This window comes from Nonomuraea aurantiaca (genome assembly GCF_020215705.1).
In the GTDB taxonomy this organism is placed as follows: domain Bacteria; phylum Actinomycetota; class Actinomycetes; order Streptosporangiales; family Streptosporangiaceae; genus Nonomuraea; species Nonomuraea aurantiaca.
In genome coordinates, this window is record NZ_JAIWNB010000001.1 from 824,654 (window position 1) to 840,776 (window position 16,123).

General features: G+C 71.2%; 15 protein-coding genes. 9 read left to right on the forward strand and 6 right to left on the reverse strand.

Features of this window, described 5'->3' with window-relative positions; translation table 11 throughout:
- Positions 1–23 precede the first annotated feature (23 nt).
- Positions 24–782 carry an SGNH/GDSL hydrolase family protein gene (locus LDL49_RS03785; protein WP_225289454.1) on the forward strand — a complete coding sequence of 253 codons (759 nt, stop codon included), beginning with the start codon at positions 24–26 and terminating at the stop codon, positions 780–782.
- Between the two features lie 75 nt (positions 783–857).
- Here the strand turns inward: LDL49_RS03785 and LDL49_RS03790 are convergent, their stop codons facing one another.
- Entirely contained in the window at positions 858–2,828 is a 1,971-nt protein-coding gene (locus LDL49_RS03790; RefSeq protein WP_225289455.1) for an ATP-dependent DNA helicase, read from the reverse strand.
- Between the two features lie 249 nt (positions 2,829–3,077).
- Between LDL49_RS03790 and LDL49_RS03795 the strand changes: the two genes are divergently transcribed.
- Both LDL49_RS03795 and LDL49_RS03800 read left to right on the forward strand, forming a co-directional pair.
- The gene (locus LDL49_RS03795) at positions 3,078–4,244 is read left to right on the forward strand and encodes a chromosomal replication initiator protein DnaA (protein ID WP_225289456.1); all 1,167 of its coding nucleotides are present in this window, start codon (positions 3,078–3,080) and stop codon (positions 4,242–4,244) included.
- A gap of 72 nt (positions 4,245–4,316) precedes the next feature.
- Positions 4,317–5,897: a Na+/H+ antiporter gene (locus LDL49_RS03800; RefSeq protein ID WP_225289457.1), complete on the forward strand. Its 1,581-nt coding sequence runs from the start codon at positions 4,317–4,319 to the stop codon at positions 5,895–5,897.
- Between the two features lie 7 nt (positions 5,898–5,904).
- On the opposite strand, the gene LDL49_RS03805 is transcribed toward LDL49_RS03800, so the two are convergent.
- A complete protein-coding gene (locus tag LDL49_RS03805) occupies positions 5,905–6,162 on the reverse strand; it encodes a ubiquitin carboxyl-terminal hydrolase 14 (RefSeq protein WP_225289458.1) in 258 nt (85 codons plus the stop codon).
- 96 nt (positions 6,163–6,258) lie between these two features.
- On the opposite strand from LDL49_RS03805, the gene LDL49_RS03810 reads away from it, so the two are divergent.
- Genes LDL49_RS03810 through LDL49_RS03820 form a run of 3 tightly spaced genes read left to right on the forward strand, consistent with a single transcriptional unit; the run spans position 6,259 to position 7,357 of the window.
- Positions 6,259–6,648, forward strand: a complete 390-nt coding sequence (locus LDL49_RS03810) for a DUF8711 family protein (protein WP_225289459.1) — start codon at positions 6,259–6,261, stop codon at positions 6,646–6,648.
- A gap of 45 nt (positions 6,649–6,693) precedes the next feature.
- Complete coding sequence (locus LDL49_RS03815) at positions 6,694–7,020, forward strand: YidH family protein (RefSeq protein WP_225289460.1); 327 nt, start codon at positions 6,694–6,696, stop codon at positions 7,018–7,020.
- A gap of 7 nt (positions 7,021–7,027) precedes the next feature.
- The gene (locus LDL49_RS03820; protein WP_225289461.1) at positions 7,028–7,357 is read left to right on the forward strand and encodes a DUF202 domain-containing protein; all 330 of its coding nucleotides are present in this window, start codon (positions 7,028–7,030) and stop codon (positions 7,355–7,357) included.
- A gap of 56 nt (positions 7,358–7,413) precedes the next feature.
- On the opposite strand, the gene LDL49_RS03825 is transcribed toward LDL49_RS03820, so the two are convergent.
- Both LDL49_RS03825 and LDL49_RS03830 read right to left on the reverse strand, forming a co-directional pair.
- Positions 7,414–9,216 (reverse strand): outer membrane protein assembly factor BamB family protein, encoded by a 1,803-nt coding sequence (locus LDL49_RS03825; RefSeq protein WP_225289462.1) that lies wholly within the window; start codon positions 9,214–9,216, stop codon positions 7,414–7,416.
- A gap of 118 nt (positions 9,217–9,334) precedes the next feature.
- The gene (locus tag LDL49_RS03830) at positions 9,335–10,447 is read right to left on the reverse strand and encodes a CapA family protein (RefSeq protein ID WP_225289463.1); all 1,113 of its coding nucleotides are present in this window, start codon (positions 10,445–10,447) and stop codon (positions 9,335–9,337) included.
- An 81-nt stretch (positions 10,448–10,528) separates the two neighbouring features.
- Here LDL49_RS03830 and LDL49_RS03835 point away from each other — a divergent pair, with 81 nt between their 5' ends.
- Together LDL49_RS03835 and LDL49_RS03840 are read left to right on the forward strand one after the other, a co-directional pair.
- A complete protein-coding gene (locus LDL49_RS03835) occupies positions 10,529–10,837 on the forward strand; it encodes a hypothetical protein (protein WP_225289464.1) in 309 nt (102 codons plus the stop codon).
- Positions 10,838–10,996: 159 nt separating this feature from the next.
- A complete protein-coding gene (locus LDL49_RS03840) occupies positions 10,997–11,377 on the forward strand; it encodes a hypothetical protein (protein ID WP_225289465.1) in 381 nt (126 codons plus the stop codon).
- A 42-nt stretch (positions 11,378–11,419) separates the two neighbouring features.
- Here LDL49_RS03840 and LDL49_RS03845 read toward each other — a convergent pair whose 3' ends face one another.
- Both LDL49_RS03845 and LDL49_RS03850 read right to left on the reverse strand, forming a co-directional pair.
- Positions 11,420–13,276, reverse strand: coding sequence for an ABC transporter ATP-binding protein (locus LDL49_RS03845; RefSeq protein ID WP_225289466.1), 1,857 nt, complete (start codon positions 13,274–13,276; stop codon positions 11,420–11,422).
- Positions 13,273–14,994 (reverse strand): ABC transporter ATP-binding protein, encoded by a 1,722-nt coding sequence (locus LDL49_RS03850; protein WP_225289467.1) that lies wholly within the window; start codon positions 14,992–14,994, stop codon positions 13,273–13,275. The genes LDL49_RS03845 and LDL49_RS03850 overlap by 4 nt, the downstream gene beginning before the upstream one ends.
- Before the next feature lie 249 nt (positions 14,995–15,243).
- On the opposite strand from LDL49_RS03850, the gene LDL49_RS03855 reads away from it, so the two are divergent.
- Positions 15,244–16,119, forward strand: coding sequence for a GNAT family N-acetyltransferase (locus LDL49_RS03855; RefSeq protein WP_225289468.1), 876 nt, complete (start codon positions 15,244–15,246; stop codon positions 16,117–16,119).
- Positions 16,120–16,123 lie beyond the last annotated feature (4 nt).

Below are 16,123 nucleotides of genomic sequence, written 5' to 3' on the forward strand. Positions count from 1 at the left end.
ACGGCGGAGATGAACAGCAGGTCATGAGGCAATATCACTCTTTCGTGGCTCTTGGTGACAGCTTTACCGAAGGTCTCAACGACCCCGGCACCAACGGCCACTACCGTGGCTGGGCCGACCGGGTGGCCGAGCGGCTGGCGGCCGACGACCCGGCCTTCCGCTACGCGAACCTGGCCGTGCGCGGCAGACTGCTCGACCAGATCGTCACCGAGCAGGTGCCGATCGCCGTCGAGATGGCGCCCGACCTCGTCAGCCTGTGCGCGGGCGGCAACGACCTGCTCCGGCCGGGCAGCGACCCCGACGTGATGGCCAAGCGGCTCGCCCGCGCCGTGCGCGACCTGCGGGCCACCGGCGCCGACGTGCTGCTGTTCACCGGCGTCGACCCGCGCGACACGCCGCTGATGCGGCGGCTGCGCGGCCGATTCGCGATCTTCTACCTGCACGTCCGCTCCATCGCCGACCTGTACGGGTGCCGGCTCGTCGACCAGTGGTCCATGCAGGGGCTGCGCGACTGGCGGGCGTGGAGCGAGGACCGGCTGCACATGAACCAGGACGGGCACCGGCTGGTGGCCGCCCGGGTCCTCGACGTGCTGGGCGTGCCGTTCGACGACTGGCACAAGGTGTGGCCCGAGCGCACCCTCGACCCGCGCGCCCGGCGCCGTGAGGACGCGCAGTGGATCCGCGAGCACCTGGTGCCGTGGGTGACCCGCCGCCTGCGCGGCGCCTCCTCGGGCGACGGCCTCGACCCGAAACGCCCCGACCTTGCCCCCTGGGTCCACTGACCGGCCCTCTTACCGGGCACGGCCCTCAGCTGACGATGGGGCGCCCCTGCGAGCAGGGACGTCCCGAGGGGTGGATCAGTCTTCCGTTGACAGGCGCTTGAGGGCTGCTCGGGGGATCGCCGGGTCCGTGGTGCGCCAGAACGGGGGCAGGGAGCCCAGCAGGAAGCCGCTGTAGCGGGCGGTGGCCAGGCGCGGGTCGAGAACGGCGATGACGCCCTTGTCGTGCTGGGCGCGCAGCAGCCGCCCGGTGCCCTGGGCGAGCAGCAGGGCGGCGTGGGTGGCGGCGACCGTCATGAAGCCGTTGCCGCCCTTGGCCGCCACGTGCCGTTGCCGGGCCGAGGTGAGCGGGTCGTCGGGGCGCGGGAACGGGACCCGGTCGATGATGACCAGCCGCAGCGAGGGGCCGGGGACGTCGACGCCCTGCCACAGCGACAGCGTGCCGAACAGGCAGGTCGCCTCGTCCTCGGCGAACTGCTTGACCAGCAGCATCGTGGAGTCGTCGCCCTGGCACAGCAGCGGCACGTCGAGCCGGTCGCGCAGCGCCTCGGTGGCGGCCTTGGCGGCCCGCATCGAGGAGAACAGGCCGAGCGTGCGCCCGCCCGCCGCCTCGATCAGCTCGGCGATCTCGTCGAGGTAGGCCTGCGGCAGGCCGTCACGGCCCGGCTGCGGCAGGTGCTTGGCCACGTACAGGATGCCCGCCCGTGGATGGTCGAACGGCGAGCCGACGTCGATGCCCTGCCAGCCCTTGTCGCCCAGCCCCCACTGGCGGGCCAGGCCGTCGAAGGTGCCGCCGAGCGCCAGCGTGGCCGAGGTGAGGACCACCGTGCGGTCGCCGAAGAGCCGGTCGCGCAGCATGCCGCCCACGTTGAGCGGGGCCACCCGCAGCGCGGGCGGGCGGCGGTCGGTGGCGCCCTCCAGCCACACCACCTCGGCCCGGTCCTCCTCCGAGGCGTGGCCGTAGGCCTCCAGCATGCGCACCGCCGTGTCGTGCACCTCGTCGAGCGCGGTGAAGGCGGCCTTGCGCTGGCCGGCTCTGTCGGGATCGTCCTTGTCGCCGCCGCGCGGGCCGAGCGCCGAGACGCACCGCGCCGAGGCGTCGCGTATCAGCGCCAGCGTGAGCCCGAGCACCTCGGGCAGCTCGTCGACGCGTCCGGGGGGAGCGGCGGCCAGCAGCGCCTTGAGGTCTTCGGCCGCCTCCATGAGCTGGTCGGCGATGGGCTGCTCGATGAGCCGGCCGACCCGGCGCACGGCGAGCGCGGCCGAGCTCTCCGACAGCTCGGCGGTCACCACCGAGGTCACCCGGTCGACGAGTTCGTGGGCCTCGTCGACGACCACCATGGCGTGCTCGGGCAGCACCGGGATGTCGCCCATCGCGTCGATCGCCAGCAGCGCGTGGTTGGTGACGACCACGTCGACCTCGCCGGCCCGGCTCCTGGCCAGCTCGGCGAAGCACTCGGTGCCGCTGGGGCAGCGCGTGGCGCCCAGGCACTCCTGGGCGCTGACCGAGAACTGCCGCCAGGCCTGCTCGTTGACCCCCGGCACCAGCTCGTCGCGGTCGCCCGTCTCGGTCTCCTCGGCCCACTCCTGGATGCGCTGGACCATCCGGCCCGTCGCGCCGACCTCGCGGGGATCGAAGAGCTGGTCCTGCTCGTCGTCCTCGGGCCAGCCCGCCGTCGCCTTGTAGCGGCACAGGTAGTTGCGCCGGCCTTTGAGGATCGCGAACGTCGGTTCGTGCGGCAGCTCCTTGCCGAGCGCCTCGGCCAGCCGTGGCAGGTCGCGGTCCACGAGCTGGCGCTGCAGCGCGATCGTGGCCGTCGAGATGACCACCGGCTTGTCGGCCTCCATGGCGTGCCTGATCGAGGGCACCAGGTAGGCGAGCGACTTTCCGGTGCCCGTGCCGGCCTGGACCGCCAGATGCTCCTCTTCCTCGATGGCCCGTTGTACGGCCTGCACCATCGTGATCTGGCCCCGCCGTTCGCTCCCTCCGAGAGCGTTGACCGCGATGCTGAGCAGTTCTTCGGCTGAGGGAAGATGGGAGTCCGGCACGGCAGTAAACGGTACCTGCAATCAGGGGCCGACGCGCCGAACGCCGTGTGATCGTGTGGACGCATCCCGGCGTTCTGGGACGTCCACAGCGGCTCGCGTGGCACACTGAACGATCGGAACTCCAACTGGCTCAAAAGACCTGCCTGGAAGTGGCCAGTGGGGTATGAGGTCAGATGGGGAGAGCCGGTTCAGTAGGGTTTGCCGGGGTTGAGTGGACGGATAAAGGCTGGTTAAAGCAGTATGTCTGCCATGTCGGAAGTTGTCCCGTTGCCGTCGTTCGGCGAAGTGTTCTTCGATGCTCGAGGTCAGGAGCGGTGCCTCCGGGTCACGTGGCATGAGGGCACCCTGGTGCTCAGCCTGTGGCGAGGAGAGATGTGCACCGCCAGCTTCCGCATGCCGATGGACGATGTCGGCCGGTTGCTCGACACCCTCGATGACGGGTTCGCCGAGGCCACGGGCGAGCAGCCCGCCGTGCCCGCGCACGACCCGGGCACCGAGGTGATCCCCGGCACCGGCCAATACCAACGGCCGCACCAGAGCTCTCCGCCACCGCACGAGGACCGGCCCACCGCCGCTCTGTCCCCCAACGACGTCCTGGTGGCCAGGGGCACTCCGCCTCAGGACAAGCTGGTGGCCTCCTACGGCGAGACGACCGCGCCGGCGCCACCGCGCGACCCCCTCGGCCAGCAGTACGGCCAGCAGGGGTCCTTCGGCGCGCAGCAGTACGGCCAGCCGAATCCCCGCGAGCCGTTCACCGGCCCCCAGTACACCGAGCCCGAGCCGCCCGAGCCCTTCACCGGCCCGCAGTACGCGGTCCCCGCCGCCCCGGACCCCTACAGCGGCGGTCCCCAGTACACCGGCGACCCCTTCACCGGCCCCCAGCAGTACGCCCAGCCGGCACCGGTCCAGGACCCCGGCGAGCCCGTCTACCAGATGCCCGGCGACCGCCGCAGGCAGGCACCCAACACCGACCCGCTCGGTTTCCCCTCCCAGTCGGCCCCGCCGAGCCGGCCGCAGCCCGAGCCCTTCGCCCAGCAGCAGCCGCACGACCCCTATGGCCAGCGCGGATACCAGCAGCAACCGCCGCAGCAGCCGGACCCGGGTGCCGCCGGTCTCGGCACCCCGATGCACGGCATCCCGGGCGCGGGCCGGCCCCGCGAGCCCATCACCTACGCCAACCGCGACGCGTACCCGACGCAGGTGCCCTACCCCTCCACGGACGGCTTCCCCGCCTACCAGACCCCGCCCAACCCGGTCGACCCGCTGTTCTCGATGGGCGGCAACCAGCAGCAGGGCACGCCGTACCAGACGGATCTGTCCCGGCCCTACGTGGGCGACCCGATGTTCTCCACCGGTGAGCGGCTCCGCCCCGACCAGGAGTACGACGACGACAGGGACCGCCGCAGGGAGTGGTGAGCCCGAGGCGGGCCGCACATCTCATGGGCGGTACGCTGCCTTCGCGTGCCCGTGCCGAGGTGGAGGAGCGCCGTGAACCCCACGATGGGCCTGCAACTGCTGCTGGTGGCGGCAGGGGCGGTCGCGGTCGCCGCCGTCGCCCGGCGCAAGGGCTGGCCGGCGCCGCTGCTGCTGGTGGCCGCCGGGCTGCTGGTCTCGCCGCTGGTGCCCGCCGTGCCGCTCGACCCGCAGCTGGTGCTGTTCGTGTTCCTGCCGCCGCTGCTCTACTCGGCCGCGCTCGACAGCTCCTACCTGCGCCTGCGTGACGTCAAGCGGGCCGTGGCGCTGCTGTCGGTCGGGCTGGTGCTGTTCACGACGGCCGTCGTCGGGCTGGTCGTCCACCTGCTGCTGCCCGATCTGCCGCTGGCGGCGGCGTTCGCGCTGGGCGCCATCATCGCGCCGCCCGACGCCGTGGCCGCCGTCGCGGTCGGCAGGCGGCTCGGGCTGCCGCGCCGGGCGCTGACCATCCTCATCGGCGAGAGCCTGTTCAACGACGCGACCGCGCTGACCCTCTACCGCGTGGCGATCGGCGCCGCCGTGGGCGGCACGGTGGACCTGCTCGAAGGGGTCGGCGAGTTCCTCTACTCGGCGGCGGCCGGGGTGGCGATCGGGCTGGCGCTGGCGTTCCTGTTCGCCTGGATCTTCCGGCACACCCGCGACTCCCTGGTCGAGAACACGCTGATGCTGCTGATCCCGTTCGCCGCCTACCTGGCGGCCGAGTCGGTGCACGCCTCGGGCGTCATCGCGGTGGTGATCGTCGGGCTCTATCTCGGCAACCAGATGCACAAGCGGGGGTTCGGCACCCGGCTGGTGTCCGACGCGGTGTGGAAGGTGACCGACTTCTTCCTGGAGGCGATCGTCTTCGCGCTGATCGGCCTGCAGCTGGTCACGGTGATCAAGGGGATCGGCGGCTACGGCGCCTGGGAGGTCGCGCTGTACGCGGTCGTGGTGTTCCTGGTGACCGTGCTGTCGAGGTTCGTGTGGATGTTCCCCGTCACGTACCTGACGTGGCTGTTCACCGGGAGGCGCAGGGACGAACCGGCGCCCGCGCCCGCGCCGACCGTGATCATCAGCTGGGCGGGCATGCGCGGGGTCGTCTCGCTCGCCGCCGCCTTCGCCATTCCGGTCGGCATGCCCGACCGCGACATCCTGCTCTTTCTCACCTTCACCACCGTGATAGGCACGCTGCTCGTGCAGGGCACGACGTTTCCGGCGCTGATCAGGCGGCTGCGCGTGACGAGCGAGCAGGAGCAGTATGAGGACAGGCTGGCCGAGGCGGCGGCACAGCAGGCCGCGCTCGCCGCGGGCACCGAGGTGCTCGACAGGCTGATCGAGGCCGAAGGCGAGCCGGACGAGATCCAGAAGCAGGTCATCGACCAGCTCAGGGAGAAGTCGTGGCGGCGCTCGCTGACCGCGTGGGAGCGTCTGGGCGGCGGCACCGCCCAGGGCGGCGCCGAGACGCCCAGCACGCTCTATCGCCGGTTGCGCCGGGAGATGCTGCAGGCCGAGCGCGAGACGTTCGTCCGGCTACGCGACGAACGCCGCCTCGACGACGAGGTGCTGCGCGAGGTGATGGCCGAGCTCGACTTCGAGGAGGCCATCCTGGAGCGTTAGGCCCGCGTCAGGCCATCGCGTTGTCGACGAAGCACCACTTCCAGCTCTCGCCCGGCTCGTACGACTGCATCACCGGGTGTGATGTGGCGTGGAAGTGCTTGGTGGCGTGCTTGTTGGGCGAGGAGTCGCAGCACCCGATATGACCGCAGTCCAGGCAGCGGCGCAGGTGCACCCACCGGCCACCTGCCGCCAGGCACTCCTCGCAGCCCTCGGGCGTACGCGGGGCCGGGTCGTCCGCTTGGGAAATATGCTCACACGTTGCCATAAGTGAAATCCTAGAGCTTCTGTGGCACGGCCATTTGCCCGCACCCCTCCCCGCTTGGGCCCGCCGGGGCGCGAACCCGTTGGGTAGGTTCTGAGTATGCGTCGCCTCAAAAGCCGGTTCGTGCCCCTTGCCGCCTTCACCATGTTCGTCTTCGCCGCGGGCTGCGGTGAGGTCAACAACACCATCGACAAGGCCCAGTCCTGCCTGGAGGCCCCCAAGATCGTCACAGAGCTGGGCGCCAAGCTCACCGAACTGAAGGACGACCCGAAGGCCATGGAGAAGGCCCTCGACGACAGCGCCGCCAAGCTCAACGACGTGGCCGACAAGGCCGCCAACACCACGCTCAAGCAGGCATCCGACGACCTGGCCAAGACACTGAGCGGCATCAACGTCAAGGACGTCAACGACGCCGTCGACGCGGTCCAGAAGGTCGGCTCCGAGACGGCCGCCTACCTGGAGAAGGTCGCCAAGGCCTGCGGCGGCTAACCCCGGCTTCTCTAGGGGGAATGTGTGCCAATTAGCGTCGTTCGTATGGAGCCTGACCCGCGTTTCACGCTCGCGAACGAGCGTACTTTCCTCACATGGCTGAGCACCGCGCTGGCACTCAGCGCGGGGGGCGTCGCCATGGCGGCGCTCCCTGACCACCTGTTCGTCCCCTGGGTGCGCACCGCCCTGGCCGTGGTCCTGGTCTCGCTCTCCGCGCTGGCGGCGGGCATGGCCTATCCGCGCTGGCGCAACATCCAGCGCGCGCTGCGCGAGCGCGCGCCGCTGCCGCCGCCCGCCCTCGCCGCCGTCTTCGGCTACGGGGTGGCGGCGGTGGCGGTGATCGCCCTGGTGGTCATCGTCATGGGCGCCTGAGCCGGCCATGTCCGAGGAGATCTGGGATCCTGGGCTGCAGAGCGAGCGGACCCGCCTGGCCTGGGTACGCACCGCCGTGGCCCTGTCGTCGGGCGGTCTCGGCGCGATGGGCCTGTCGGCGCGGCACGGGCTGCCGCTGGCCGTCGTCGTCACGTTCGTACCGGCCGCGCTCTGTGGTGCCGTGCTGCTGCTCAGGACCCGGATACGGTTCCGCCGCGTCCAGGAGGCGCTGCACGGCGGCCGGCCCGTCGACGCCGGGCTCGACGCGCTGTTCGCCTGGCTGGGCACGCTCAGCGTGGCGGCCGGAGCGCTCGCGTTCGTGCTGGCTCTCGCCTAGTTTCGCCCCTGCTCTCGCCCGGCCGGTACGGCGGCGCGCGTCACGTCCTGACCTGGTCATCCGATGCCGCGTAGCCGGGTCCCGTCCTTCTCCAGCGAGCCCACGACGAGCAGGCCCGGTCCCGTCAGGAGCCGGGCCGTGGTGTTGCGGCCGCAGCTCGATCCGCATCCTGAGGGGTCATAGGCTTGCCGGGCGCGTACTTGGCCGGTGGCGACATCCAGCGCGAGCAGCAGCAGCGCGGATCGGGCCGGGTCGTCCGCCGCGTCCTCCGCCGCGTCCTCCGCCGGACCCAGCAGCAGGTACGCGATGCCGTCGCGGCTCACCGCGTCGATCGGCGCCCACCCGGCCGGCTCGGTCATCCGCCGCGTCCAGCGCACCCGGCCCGTGCCCGCGTCCACGCCGATGGCCGGCTCGCCCGGATAGATGATCACGCCGTCCACGAACAGCGGGAACCGGTAATGCTCCAGTTGGTCGGAAGGCAGGGGGTGCTCCGCCGCCATCGCGCCGCTGTCCGCGTTGAGCAGCGCCGCGGTCCGAGTCGCCGTCTTCTCGCCGGGGGATGTCCGGGAGTACGCGACCCAGAATCGGTCCCCGGCCGCATGGATCGGCAGTTCCAGTCCCAGGGTCCGCGCTCCCGCTCCGGCCGGGGGCCGCCACGTCCAGCGTTGCCGGCCGTCGGCGGTGGACAGCGCGATCACCATGTCCGCGTCGGGCCTGCCGCGGCAGCCGGCCAGCAGCGCGGCGACCGGGCCGGCCACCGCCACCGCCGTGGCGACCTCACGGCAGCCGTTCTCGAGCTTCTCCGTGTCCCATCGCCACCGGGGCCGCCCGTCGCGGGGATTCAGCGCGACGAGCTCCCCGCCCAGGGCGGTGTTGTCGACCAGCAGCACATCACCGCCGTCGACCAGGCGGGGCAGCCCGGCGACCGGGCTCATCCGCAGCTCGCGCCGCCAGCGCTCCTGGCCGGTGGCGGTGTCCAGGGCCACCACCATGGCGCCGGTGAAGAAGTGGTACGACAGGACGGTCATCAGCCCGCCGGTGGTGACCACGACGCCCGCGAGATCGTCGTCTCTGGTGACGTCGTCACGCTCATAGGACCACAGCGGGCGGCCGGTGACCGCGTCCAGCGCCCGTACGCCCCTGCCCTCCGGAACTATCACGTGGCGGCCCGCGGCGACGGGCTCGACGATCAGCCGGAACGGCTCCGCGGGTGCCTGCCAGCGATGGCGGCCGAGCTGGGACGGCGGGGCGCCGGGCACGGCGGGCAGGGCCGTGCTGGTGGTGTGCCGGACGAAGCGGCCCTCGGTGTACCAGCCGATCGCGGGGACGGCGCCGAGCCCCACGAGCAGCAGGACCGCCGAAGCCGCGGCGATCGAGCCCGGTGCCCGGCGCAGGCGCGCATAACGGGCCGGGAGCGGCTGGGGCGTACGGCGGTCCGGGAGCAGCAGCGGCGTACGGCGGATGGGGATGAGCAGCAGCCAACCGGCGGCAGCGGCGGCGCAGGCGAGCACGGTCACCGGCCCGCCCGCTCGGATGCCTTCGTCCGGGGTGATGTCCAGCAGGACCACTGTGGCGATCCCGCCGGCCAGGAGGGCGGCGCCCGCGGCCGTCAGCGGCGCGCCGATGGATCTGCCCGCCGTCGGGCTCTTGCCGGCTGCCGGGCGGCGCATGGCCGACAGCGCCGCTCCGGCGCTCGTCACCGGCCCGAGAGCCAGGATCACGACCCACGTCGTCGTGCTCGGGGGATCCTTGGGCAGGCCGGCCCAGGACCACGGAACGAACAACGCCGCCACGACACCGATCCCGCCGAGCGCGACCAGGCCCGCGCCGGTCAGCCGTACCATCGCCCGCCAGTCCACTGATCCTCCCCTGGGGTACCGATCACCAGACCCCGCGAGGCAATTCGTCACGGCGGTCCCAATGGATCACCGCCGAGGCGTCAAAGGTGAGAAGCGTTACATCGGGCGCCGGCCCCGCTCAGGCCGTCACCAAGGCGAGCATGCCGTCGGGCTCGCTGCGGACCCGCCCGCCGAAACCGCAGCCGACCCTGTCGAGGGTCGCGCGCAGCCACTCCACGTCGTCGGGTGCGGCGTGGCGGAGCCGTAGGCGCCGCATTCGCATGGGCGCCATGCGCAGGGCGGCGAGCCGTCCGGAGTCCGGGTCGAGCGAGGCGAGGTAGAGCAGCCGCAGGTCGCCGCGGTACTCCTCGTACCCGCCGATCCCCTCGTAGTCGTCGATCAGGTCGCCGCAGCCGTACAGGACCAGGTGGCCGCGGTAGATCTCGATCGGGCGCGGATGGTGCGAGGAGTGCCCGTGGACCACGTCGACGCCGCCGTCGATGAGCGCGTGCGCGAAGACGATCTGCTCCCGGGAGACGAAATACCCCCAGTTGGAGCCCCAGTGGATGGAGGCCACCGCGAGATCCCCCGGCCGCTTGGCCCGCCGTACCCGTTCGGTGATCTCGGCCGCGGCGGTCGGCGACGGCTCCGGCACGAAGTCGACGCCGGAGCGTTCCGCGGCCGCCGCCCAGTCCGGTGGCACCCCGCTGGACGGCATGCCGAAGGAGAACACCAGCACGCGCCGCCCTCCCGGCAGGTGCACCGGCACCGGACGGCGCGCCTCGTCCAGGTCCCTGCCCGCCCCGGCGGTCGCGAACCCGGCGGCGGCCAGCGCGTCGAGCGTCTCGGCGAGCCCGGCGCGGCCGAAGTCCAGCAGGTGGTTGTTCGCCAGTGCGCAGACGTCCGGCCGGGCCTCGGCCAGGCATGGAAGGTTGCCGGGGTTCATGCGGTAGTGGATGGCCTTGCCCGGGGCGTACGCACTGCTCGTGGTCACCGCCGTCTCCAGGTTCACCACCCTGACGGCCTGCGCGTACGCGTCGAGGATCGGCAGCGCGTCGCCCCAGGGCCAGGAGAAGCCGACGGGGCGCGGAACCGGTCCGTTGACCGCCTCGGCGAGCTCGACGTAGATGCGCGCGTCGTCGATGTGCGGCTCGCGCAGGGCGGGATCACCAGGATGCGGCAGGACCTGGTCCACACCTCGGCCGAGCATGACGTCGCCACAGAGGCACAGGGTCACCAGGTCAGCGCCCATGCCTCCATGGTATGGCGGCTGCCCTGGGGGCGGTTGCCAGTTCGCGACAAATAGGACGACACTCAAAGGAGGGGGTGACTCATGGAAGAAGAGCTCAAGATCCTGCCATTCGAGTGCCGCGGGTGCTGGCATGTGTGGGAAGAGGAATACCTCGTCAGGCGCTTCGACGATCGTCACGGCAACGAGCGCGAGATCTGGTTGCGCTCCGGTGTGCCGGTCCCACCGCCTTCGTCGGGCGCCATCTGCCCCAACTGCGGCTGCCAGCAGGCGACCATGTTCCCGGAGGGCTATCTCAGCCGGCATCCCGAGCTGAGGCCGCCGGCCGAGCCTGTTACGCCCGACGCGACACCGCTCCTCAGTCCGGTCCAGAGACGGGTTTACCCGCTCTAACCTGACAGTAGGTGAGCATTTCATAGCCCTGAGTGTCATAGTGCCGTCTTGCCGGGTGGCGGGGCGAGGTGGACACTCTAATCGGATGGCGGCACGTGACCGGGGGTGGTCCTGGTGCGCGATGGGTTCAATACCCAGGAGACATGGCCTTTCGAGTGCATGCGCTGTTTACATGTCTGGGAAGAGGAGTACGTCGTCAGGCACCTCATGGACGACTACGGCAACGAAGTGACGATCTGGCTGCGGGGCGGTGTGACCGTGCAACCGCCCTGGTCAGGAATGTGTTGTCCGGGCTGCGGGGCGTACCACGTCACGTCGTTCCCGACGGGATACCTGTCACGACACCCCGAGTTGGTGCCCGTGCCGGAGCCCGTGGCGGAGGCGCCCGCCGTGGCCGCCGTGTCCGCGGCGGCGAGGCGGGTGCCCATGACACGGGCACCCCTCCCCGGACGGCTCCTGCTGGCGGTCGGCCTGCCCGTGGCGTTGTTCGTCGGCTACGAGCTGTACGAGAACATGACGCGCGTGGTGCACCCGCACTGACGACACGGACAGCGGGGTGCATCGCACCCCGCTGTCCTGCCGTCAGCTGCTGAGGCTGTCCAGCCAGGCCTGGTGCAGCCCGGCGAAGCGGCCGGAGGCGGCGATGAGGCGGTCCGGCGAGCCGTCCTCGACGATCTCGCCCCCCTCCATGACGAGCACCCGGTCGGCGATCTCCACGGTCGACAGCCGGTGCGCGATGATCAGCGCCGTGCGGTCGGCCAGGATCGTGCGCAGCGCCCGCTGCACCAGCCGCTCGCTCGGTACGTCGAGGCTGGAGGTCGCCTCGTCGAGGATGAGCACTGCTGGATCGGCCAGGAACGCCCTGGCGAAGGCCACCAGCTGACGCTGACCGGCCGACATGCGGCCGCCCCGCTTGCCCACCTCGGTGTCGTAGCCGTTGGGCAGCGCGGAGATGAACTCGTGCGCGCCGATCGCCTTGGCGGCCTCGCGTACGTCACGGTCGGACGCGCCGGGGCGGCCGAACCTGATGTTGTCGGCGACCGTACCGCTGAACAGGAAGTTCTCCTGCGTCACCATGACCACGGCCTTGCGCAGCGTGGGCTCGTCGAGCGTGCGCAGATCGACGCCGTCCAGCAGGACGCGGCCCGCCGTCGGGTCGTAGAAGCGGGAGATCAGCTTGGCCAGCGTCGTCTTGCCCGCGCCCGTCGAGCCGACCAGCGCGACGCTCTGCCCCGCCGGGATCGTCAGGTCCAGTCCGGGCAGGATCGGCCGGTCCTCGACGTAGGCGAACCTGACGCCCTCGAACCTGACCTTGCCGCGGGCCTTGGGCAGCGCCGCCGGCTCGCGCGGCTCCGGCACGGCCGGCTCCTCCTCCAGTACGCCCGACAGCTTCTCCAGGGCGGCGCCCGCCGACTGGAGCGTGTTGTAGAACTGGCTGATCTCCTGCATCGGCTCGTAGAACTGGCGCAGGTAGAGCAGGAACGCCGCCAGCACGCCGACCGTGACCTCGCCGTGGAGCGCCAGCCAGCCGCCGTAGACCAGCACGGCCGCCACGGTCACGTTGCCGATCAGCTTGATGCCCGGCATGAACACCGCGATGAGGTGCATGCTGCTGGCGTTGGCGCCGCGGTAGTCGTCGTTGAGCTGCTTGAAGATCTCCTGGTTGCGCGGCTCCCGGCGGAAGGCCTGCACGGCGCGGATGCCGGTCATCGACTCCACGAAGTGCACGATGACCAGCGCCACCGTCTCCCTGGTGCGGCGGTAGACGATCGCCGACTGGCGGCGGAACCACCGGGTGAACAGCAGCAGCAGCGGCAGCGGGATCAGCGCCACCAGGCCCAGGTGCACGTCGAGCACCAGCAGCAGCGCGGCCGTGCCGAACATGGTGAGCACGGCGGTGACCAGGCCGTCGAAGCCGGACTGCAACAGCTCGGCGATGGCGTCGATGTCGGAGGTGAGCCGGGAGATGACGCGGCCGGAGGTGTACTTCTCGTGGAAGCTCAGTGACAGCCGCTGGAAGTGGTCGAAGACCCGCCTGCGCAGCTCCAGCAGGATGTTCTGGCCGATGCGGCCCGCCATCTGCAGGAACACCTGCCGGGTGAGGGCCTGCGTCACCGCCGCCGCCAGGATGACGCCGACGACGGTCAGCAGCGTGCCGGGGCCGGTGCCCTTGAGCATCGGCGGGATGCCGGCGTCGATGCCCACCTTCACCAGGTAGGGGATCGCCAGGCCCGCCAGGTTGGACACGACGATGATCGTGGTGAGCAGCGCCATCGCCTTGCGGTGCGGCGTGAGCAGGTCGCCGAGCAGCCTGCGGGAGCGTTCCCGCAGTAAGACCGTCACCGTCTCGGACAGGTCGTCCTGGTTCTCGGAGGCGACGCCCCGCCAGTCGGCCGCGCTCGATGTCGTGGTGCTCGATGCAGTGGTGGTGGTCGTCATCGGAGGGCTCCTTCCGAGGGGTCGAAGTCGGCGTCCTGGGCGAGCAGCTCGCGGTATTCGGGCACCTCGTCGAGCAGCTCGTGGTGCCGTCCGACGTGCGTGATCGTGCCGTCCCTGAGCAGCGCCACCTTGTCGGCCAGCAGCACCGTGGAGGCGCGGTGGGCGACCACGATGCCGGTCGCCTCGCGCAGCACGTGGCGCAGCGCCTCCTCCACCAGCGCCTCCGTCTCGACGTCGAGCGCGGACAGCGTGTCGTCGAGGACCAGGATCCGTGGCCTGCTCAGCACGGCTCGCGCCAGGGCGAGGCGCTGCCGCTGGCCGCCGGACAGGGACATGCCCTGCTCGCCGATCCGGGTGTCGAGGCCCCACGGCAGGTCGTACACGAACATGGCCTGGGCGGTGCGGATGGCCTCGTCGAGCTCCTCCTCGGTGGCGTCCTGGCGGCCGAGCGTGAGGTTCTCGCGCACGCTCATCGAGAACAGCGTCGGCTCCTCGAACGCCGTGGCCACCACCTCGCGCAGCGCGGGCAGCGACAGGTCGCGTACGTCGTGGCCGTCGATCGTGACCCGGCCGCCGGTGGGGTCGATGAGGCGGGGTACGAGCGAGGTCATCGTCGTCTTGCCCGAGCCGGTCGCGCCGACGATGGCCACCGTCTCGCCCGGGCGTACCTCGAGCCACACGTCACGCAGCACCGGCTGGTCGGAGTCGGGGAAGCGGAACTCCACCCCCTCGAAGCGCAGGTGGCCGCGCGGCCGCTCGATCGAGCCGGAACCGCCCTCGATGGCCGGGACCGTGTCCATGACCTCCATGACCCGGTCGGCGGAGGTCATCGCCTCCTGGGCCATCGCCAGGATGTAGCCGAGGCTGGCGACCGGCCAGACCAGCTGCAGCATCAGCGTGGTGAAGGCGACCAGCGTGCCCAGCGTCAGCGAGCCGCCGCCCACGGCCAGCGCGCCGAGCAGGAGCACCAGGGCGAGGGTGAAGTTGGGGATCACCTCGAGGAAGGTGAAGAAGCGGGCGGACAGCCGCACCTTGTCCATCGAGGTGCCGTAGACCTTGCGCGCCGAGTCGTCGAACTGGTCGAACACGTGGTGACGGCGGCCGAACGCCTTGATCGTCCGGATGCCGATCGCCGACTCCTCGACGACCGTGGCGAGGTCTCCCTGCTCGTCCTGCACCTGGCGGGAGATCCTGATGTACTTCTTCTCGAAGCTCAGCGACACCAGGATGATCGGCACCGCCGAGGCGGCCACCAGCAGCCCGAGCGGCCAGTACATGTTGAGCAGCAGCACCGTCACGGTGGTCAGCTGCAGGATGTTCATGACCAGGAAGAGCATGCCGAAGCCGAGGAAGCGGCGGATCGTCGACAGGTCGGTGGTGGCCCGCGACAGCAGCTGGCCCGACTGCCAGTCGCCGTGGAAGCCCATCGGCAGGCGCTGCAGGTGCGCGTAGAGGTCGTCGCGGATCTGGGTCTCCAGCCCGAGAACAGGGCCGGTCTGCGTCCAGCGCCTGAAGAAGATCAGGAACGCTTCGAGCACGCCCACGCCGAGGGCGATGAGGCCGAGGGGGAGCAGGGCGCCGGAGTCGCCATGGAGCACGGGCCCGTCGACGACCTCCTTACCCACGAGAGGCAGGGCGATGCTCGCCCCGATGCCGATGATCGCGGCCAGCCAGATGAAGACCAACCTGATGACATAGGGGCGGAGATAGGGCTTCATCCGCCACAGGGCGTTGGAGGAGATCGATGTGAAGATGGGCAGGGGACGGCGAGGAGAATGCGTATCGGGAGGCATCCCATCCAGGCTAATACGTTGGATCAACCGATTTTCTGGCGCCCACCGACTGCTCACTGCGGCCAAAGCGGAACAGTTTTGCATCCGCCCAGCCCATTGAGGGCCCTGGTCCGAGCCCCGTGGGGTGATTTATCCGGATGCGGCGCGGGCTGCCGATGGAGTTGACTGCCTCGCATGAACGCGTCGGTGAGCGACTATGCGGGCGAGGCGGATCTGCGGGCGATGCAGGAGCTGACCAGCCGCCTCTGGTCGCCGGCCGCCCGCTGGCACGTCGGCGATCTGGCCTGGGGCCGCTTCCAGCACACCGGCAGGGAGCCGGAGTGGCCGACGCGGCTGTGGCGGGCGGGGGAGCGGGTCGTGGCCTGGGGCTGGATCGAGCTGCCCGACCAGCTGAACCTGGCGGTCGATCCGGCGTACGACGGGCACGGGCTCGCCGATGAGGTGCTGGACTGGTTCGCCGCGACGGCACCCGGCGTACGGCGGACGGTGACCGTGCTCGACTCCGAGACCCACCTTCTGGCCGCGCTCGCCCGGCACGGCTACCAGGACGCCGGGGACGGGCTGCCCTTCGTCGTCAACATGTCCCACGACCTGCGGGACCTCGCCGAGCCCGAGCCGTCGCCCGGCTACCGGCTCCGGACCGTGGACGCCGCCGACGTGCCGGGTCGCGTTGCCACGCATCGGGCCGCGTTCCACCCCTCGCGGGTGACGGAGGAGAGCTACCGGAACGTACGGGGCGCCTGGCCGTACCGGGCGGACCTGGACTGGATCGCCGAGGCGCCCGACGGAGAGGTGGCCGCGTACTGCCTGATCTGGCTGGACCCGGCCCGGCGGGCGGCGGAGATAGAACCGGTCGGCACCGTCCCGGCCCACCGGCACCGCGGCCTCGCCCGCGCGGTCTGCCTGGCGGCCCTGCACGCGGCCCGGAACGCGGGCGCGACGCGCGCCGTGGTCGGGCCGCGCGGAGACGACGACTACCCCGTTCCGGCGCGGCTGTATCGCGGCCTCGGCTTCCACGACATCACCAGAAGCCGCCTCCTGCACTCCTGACGAC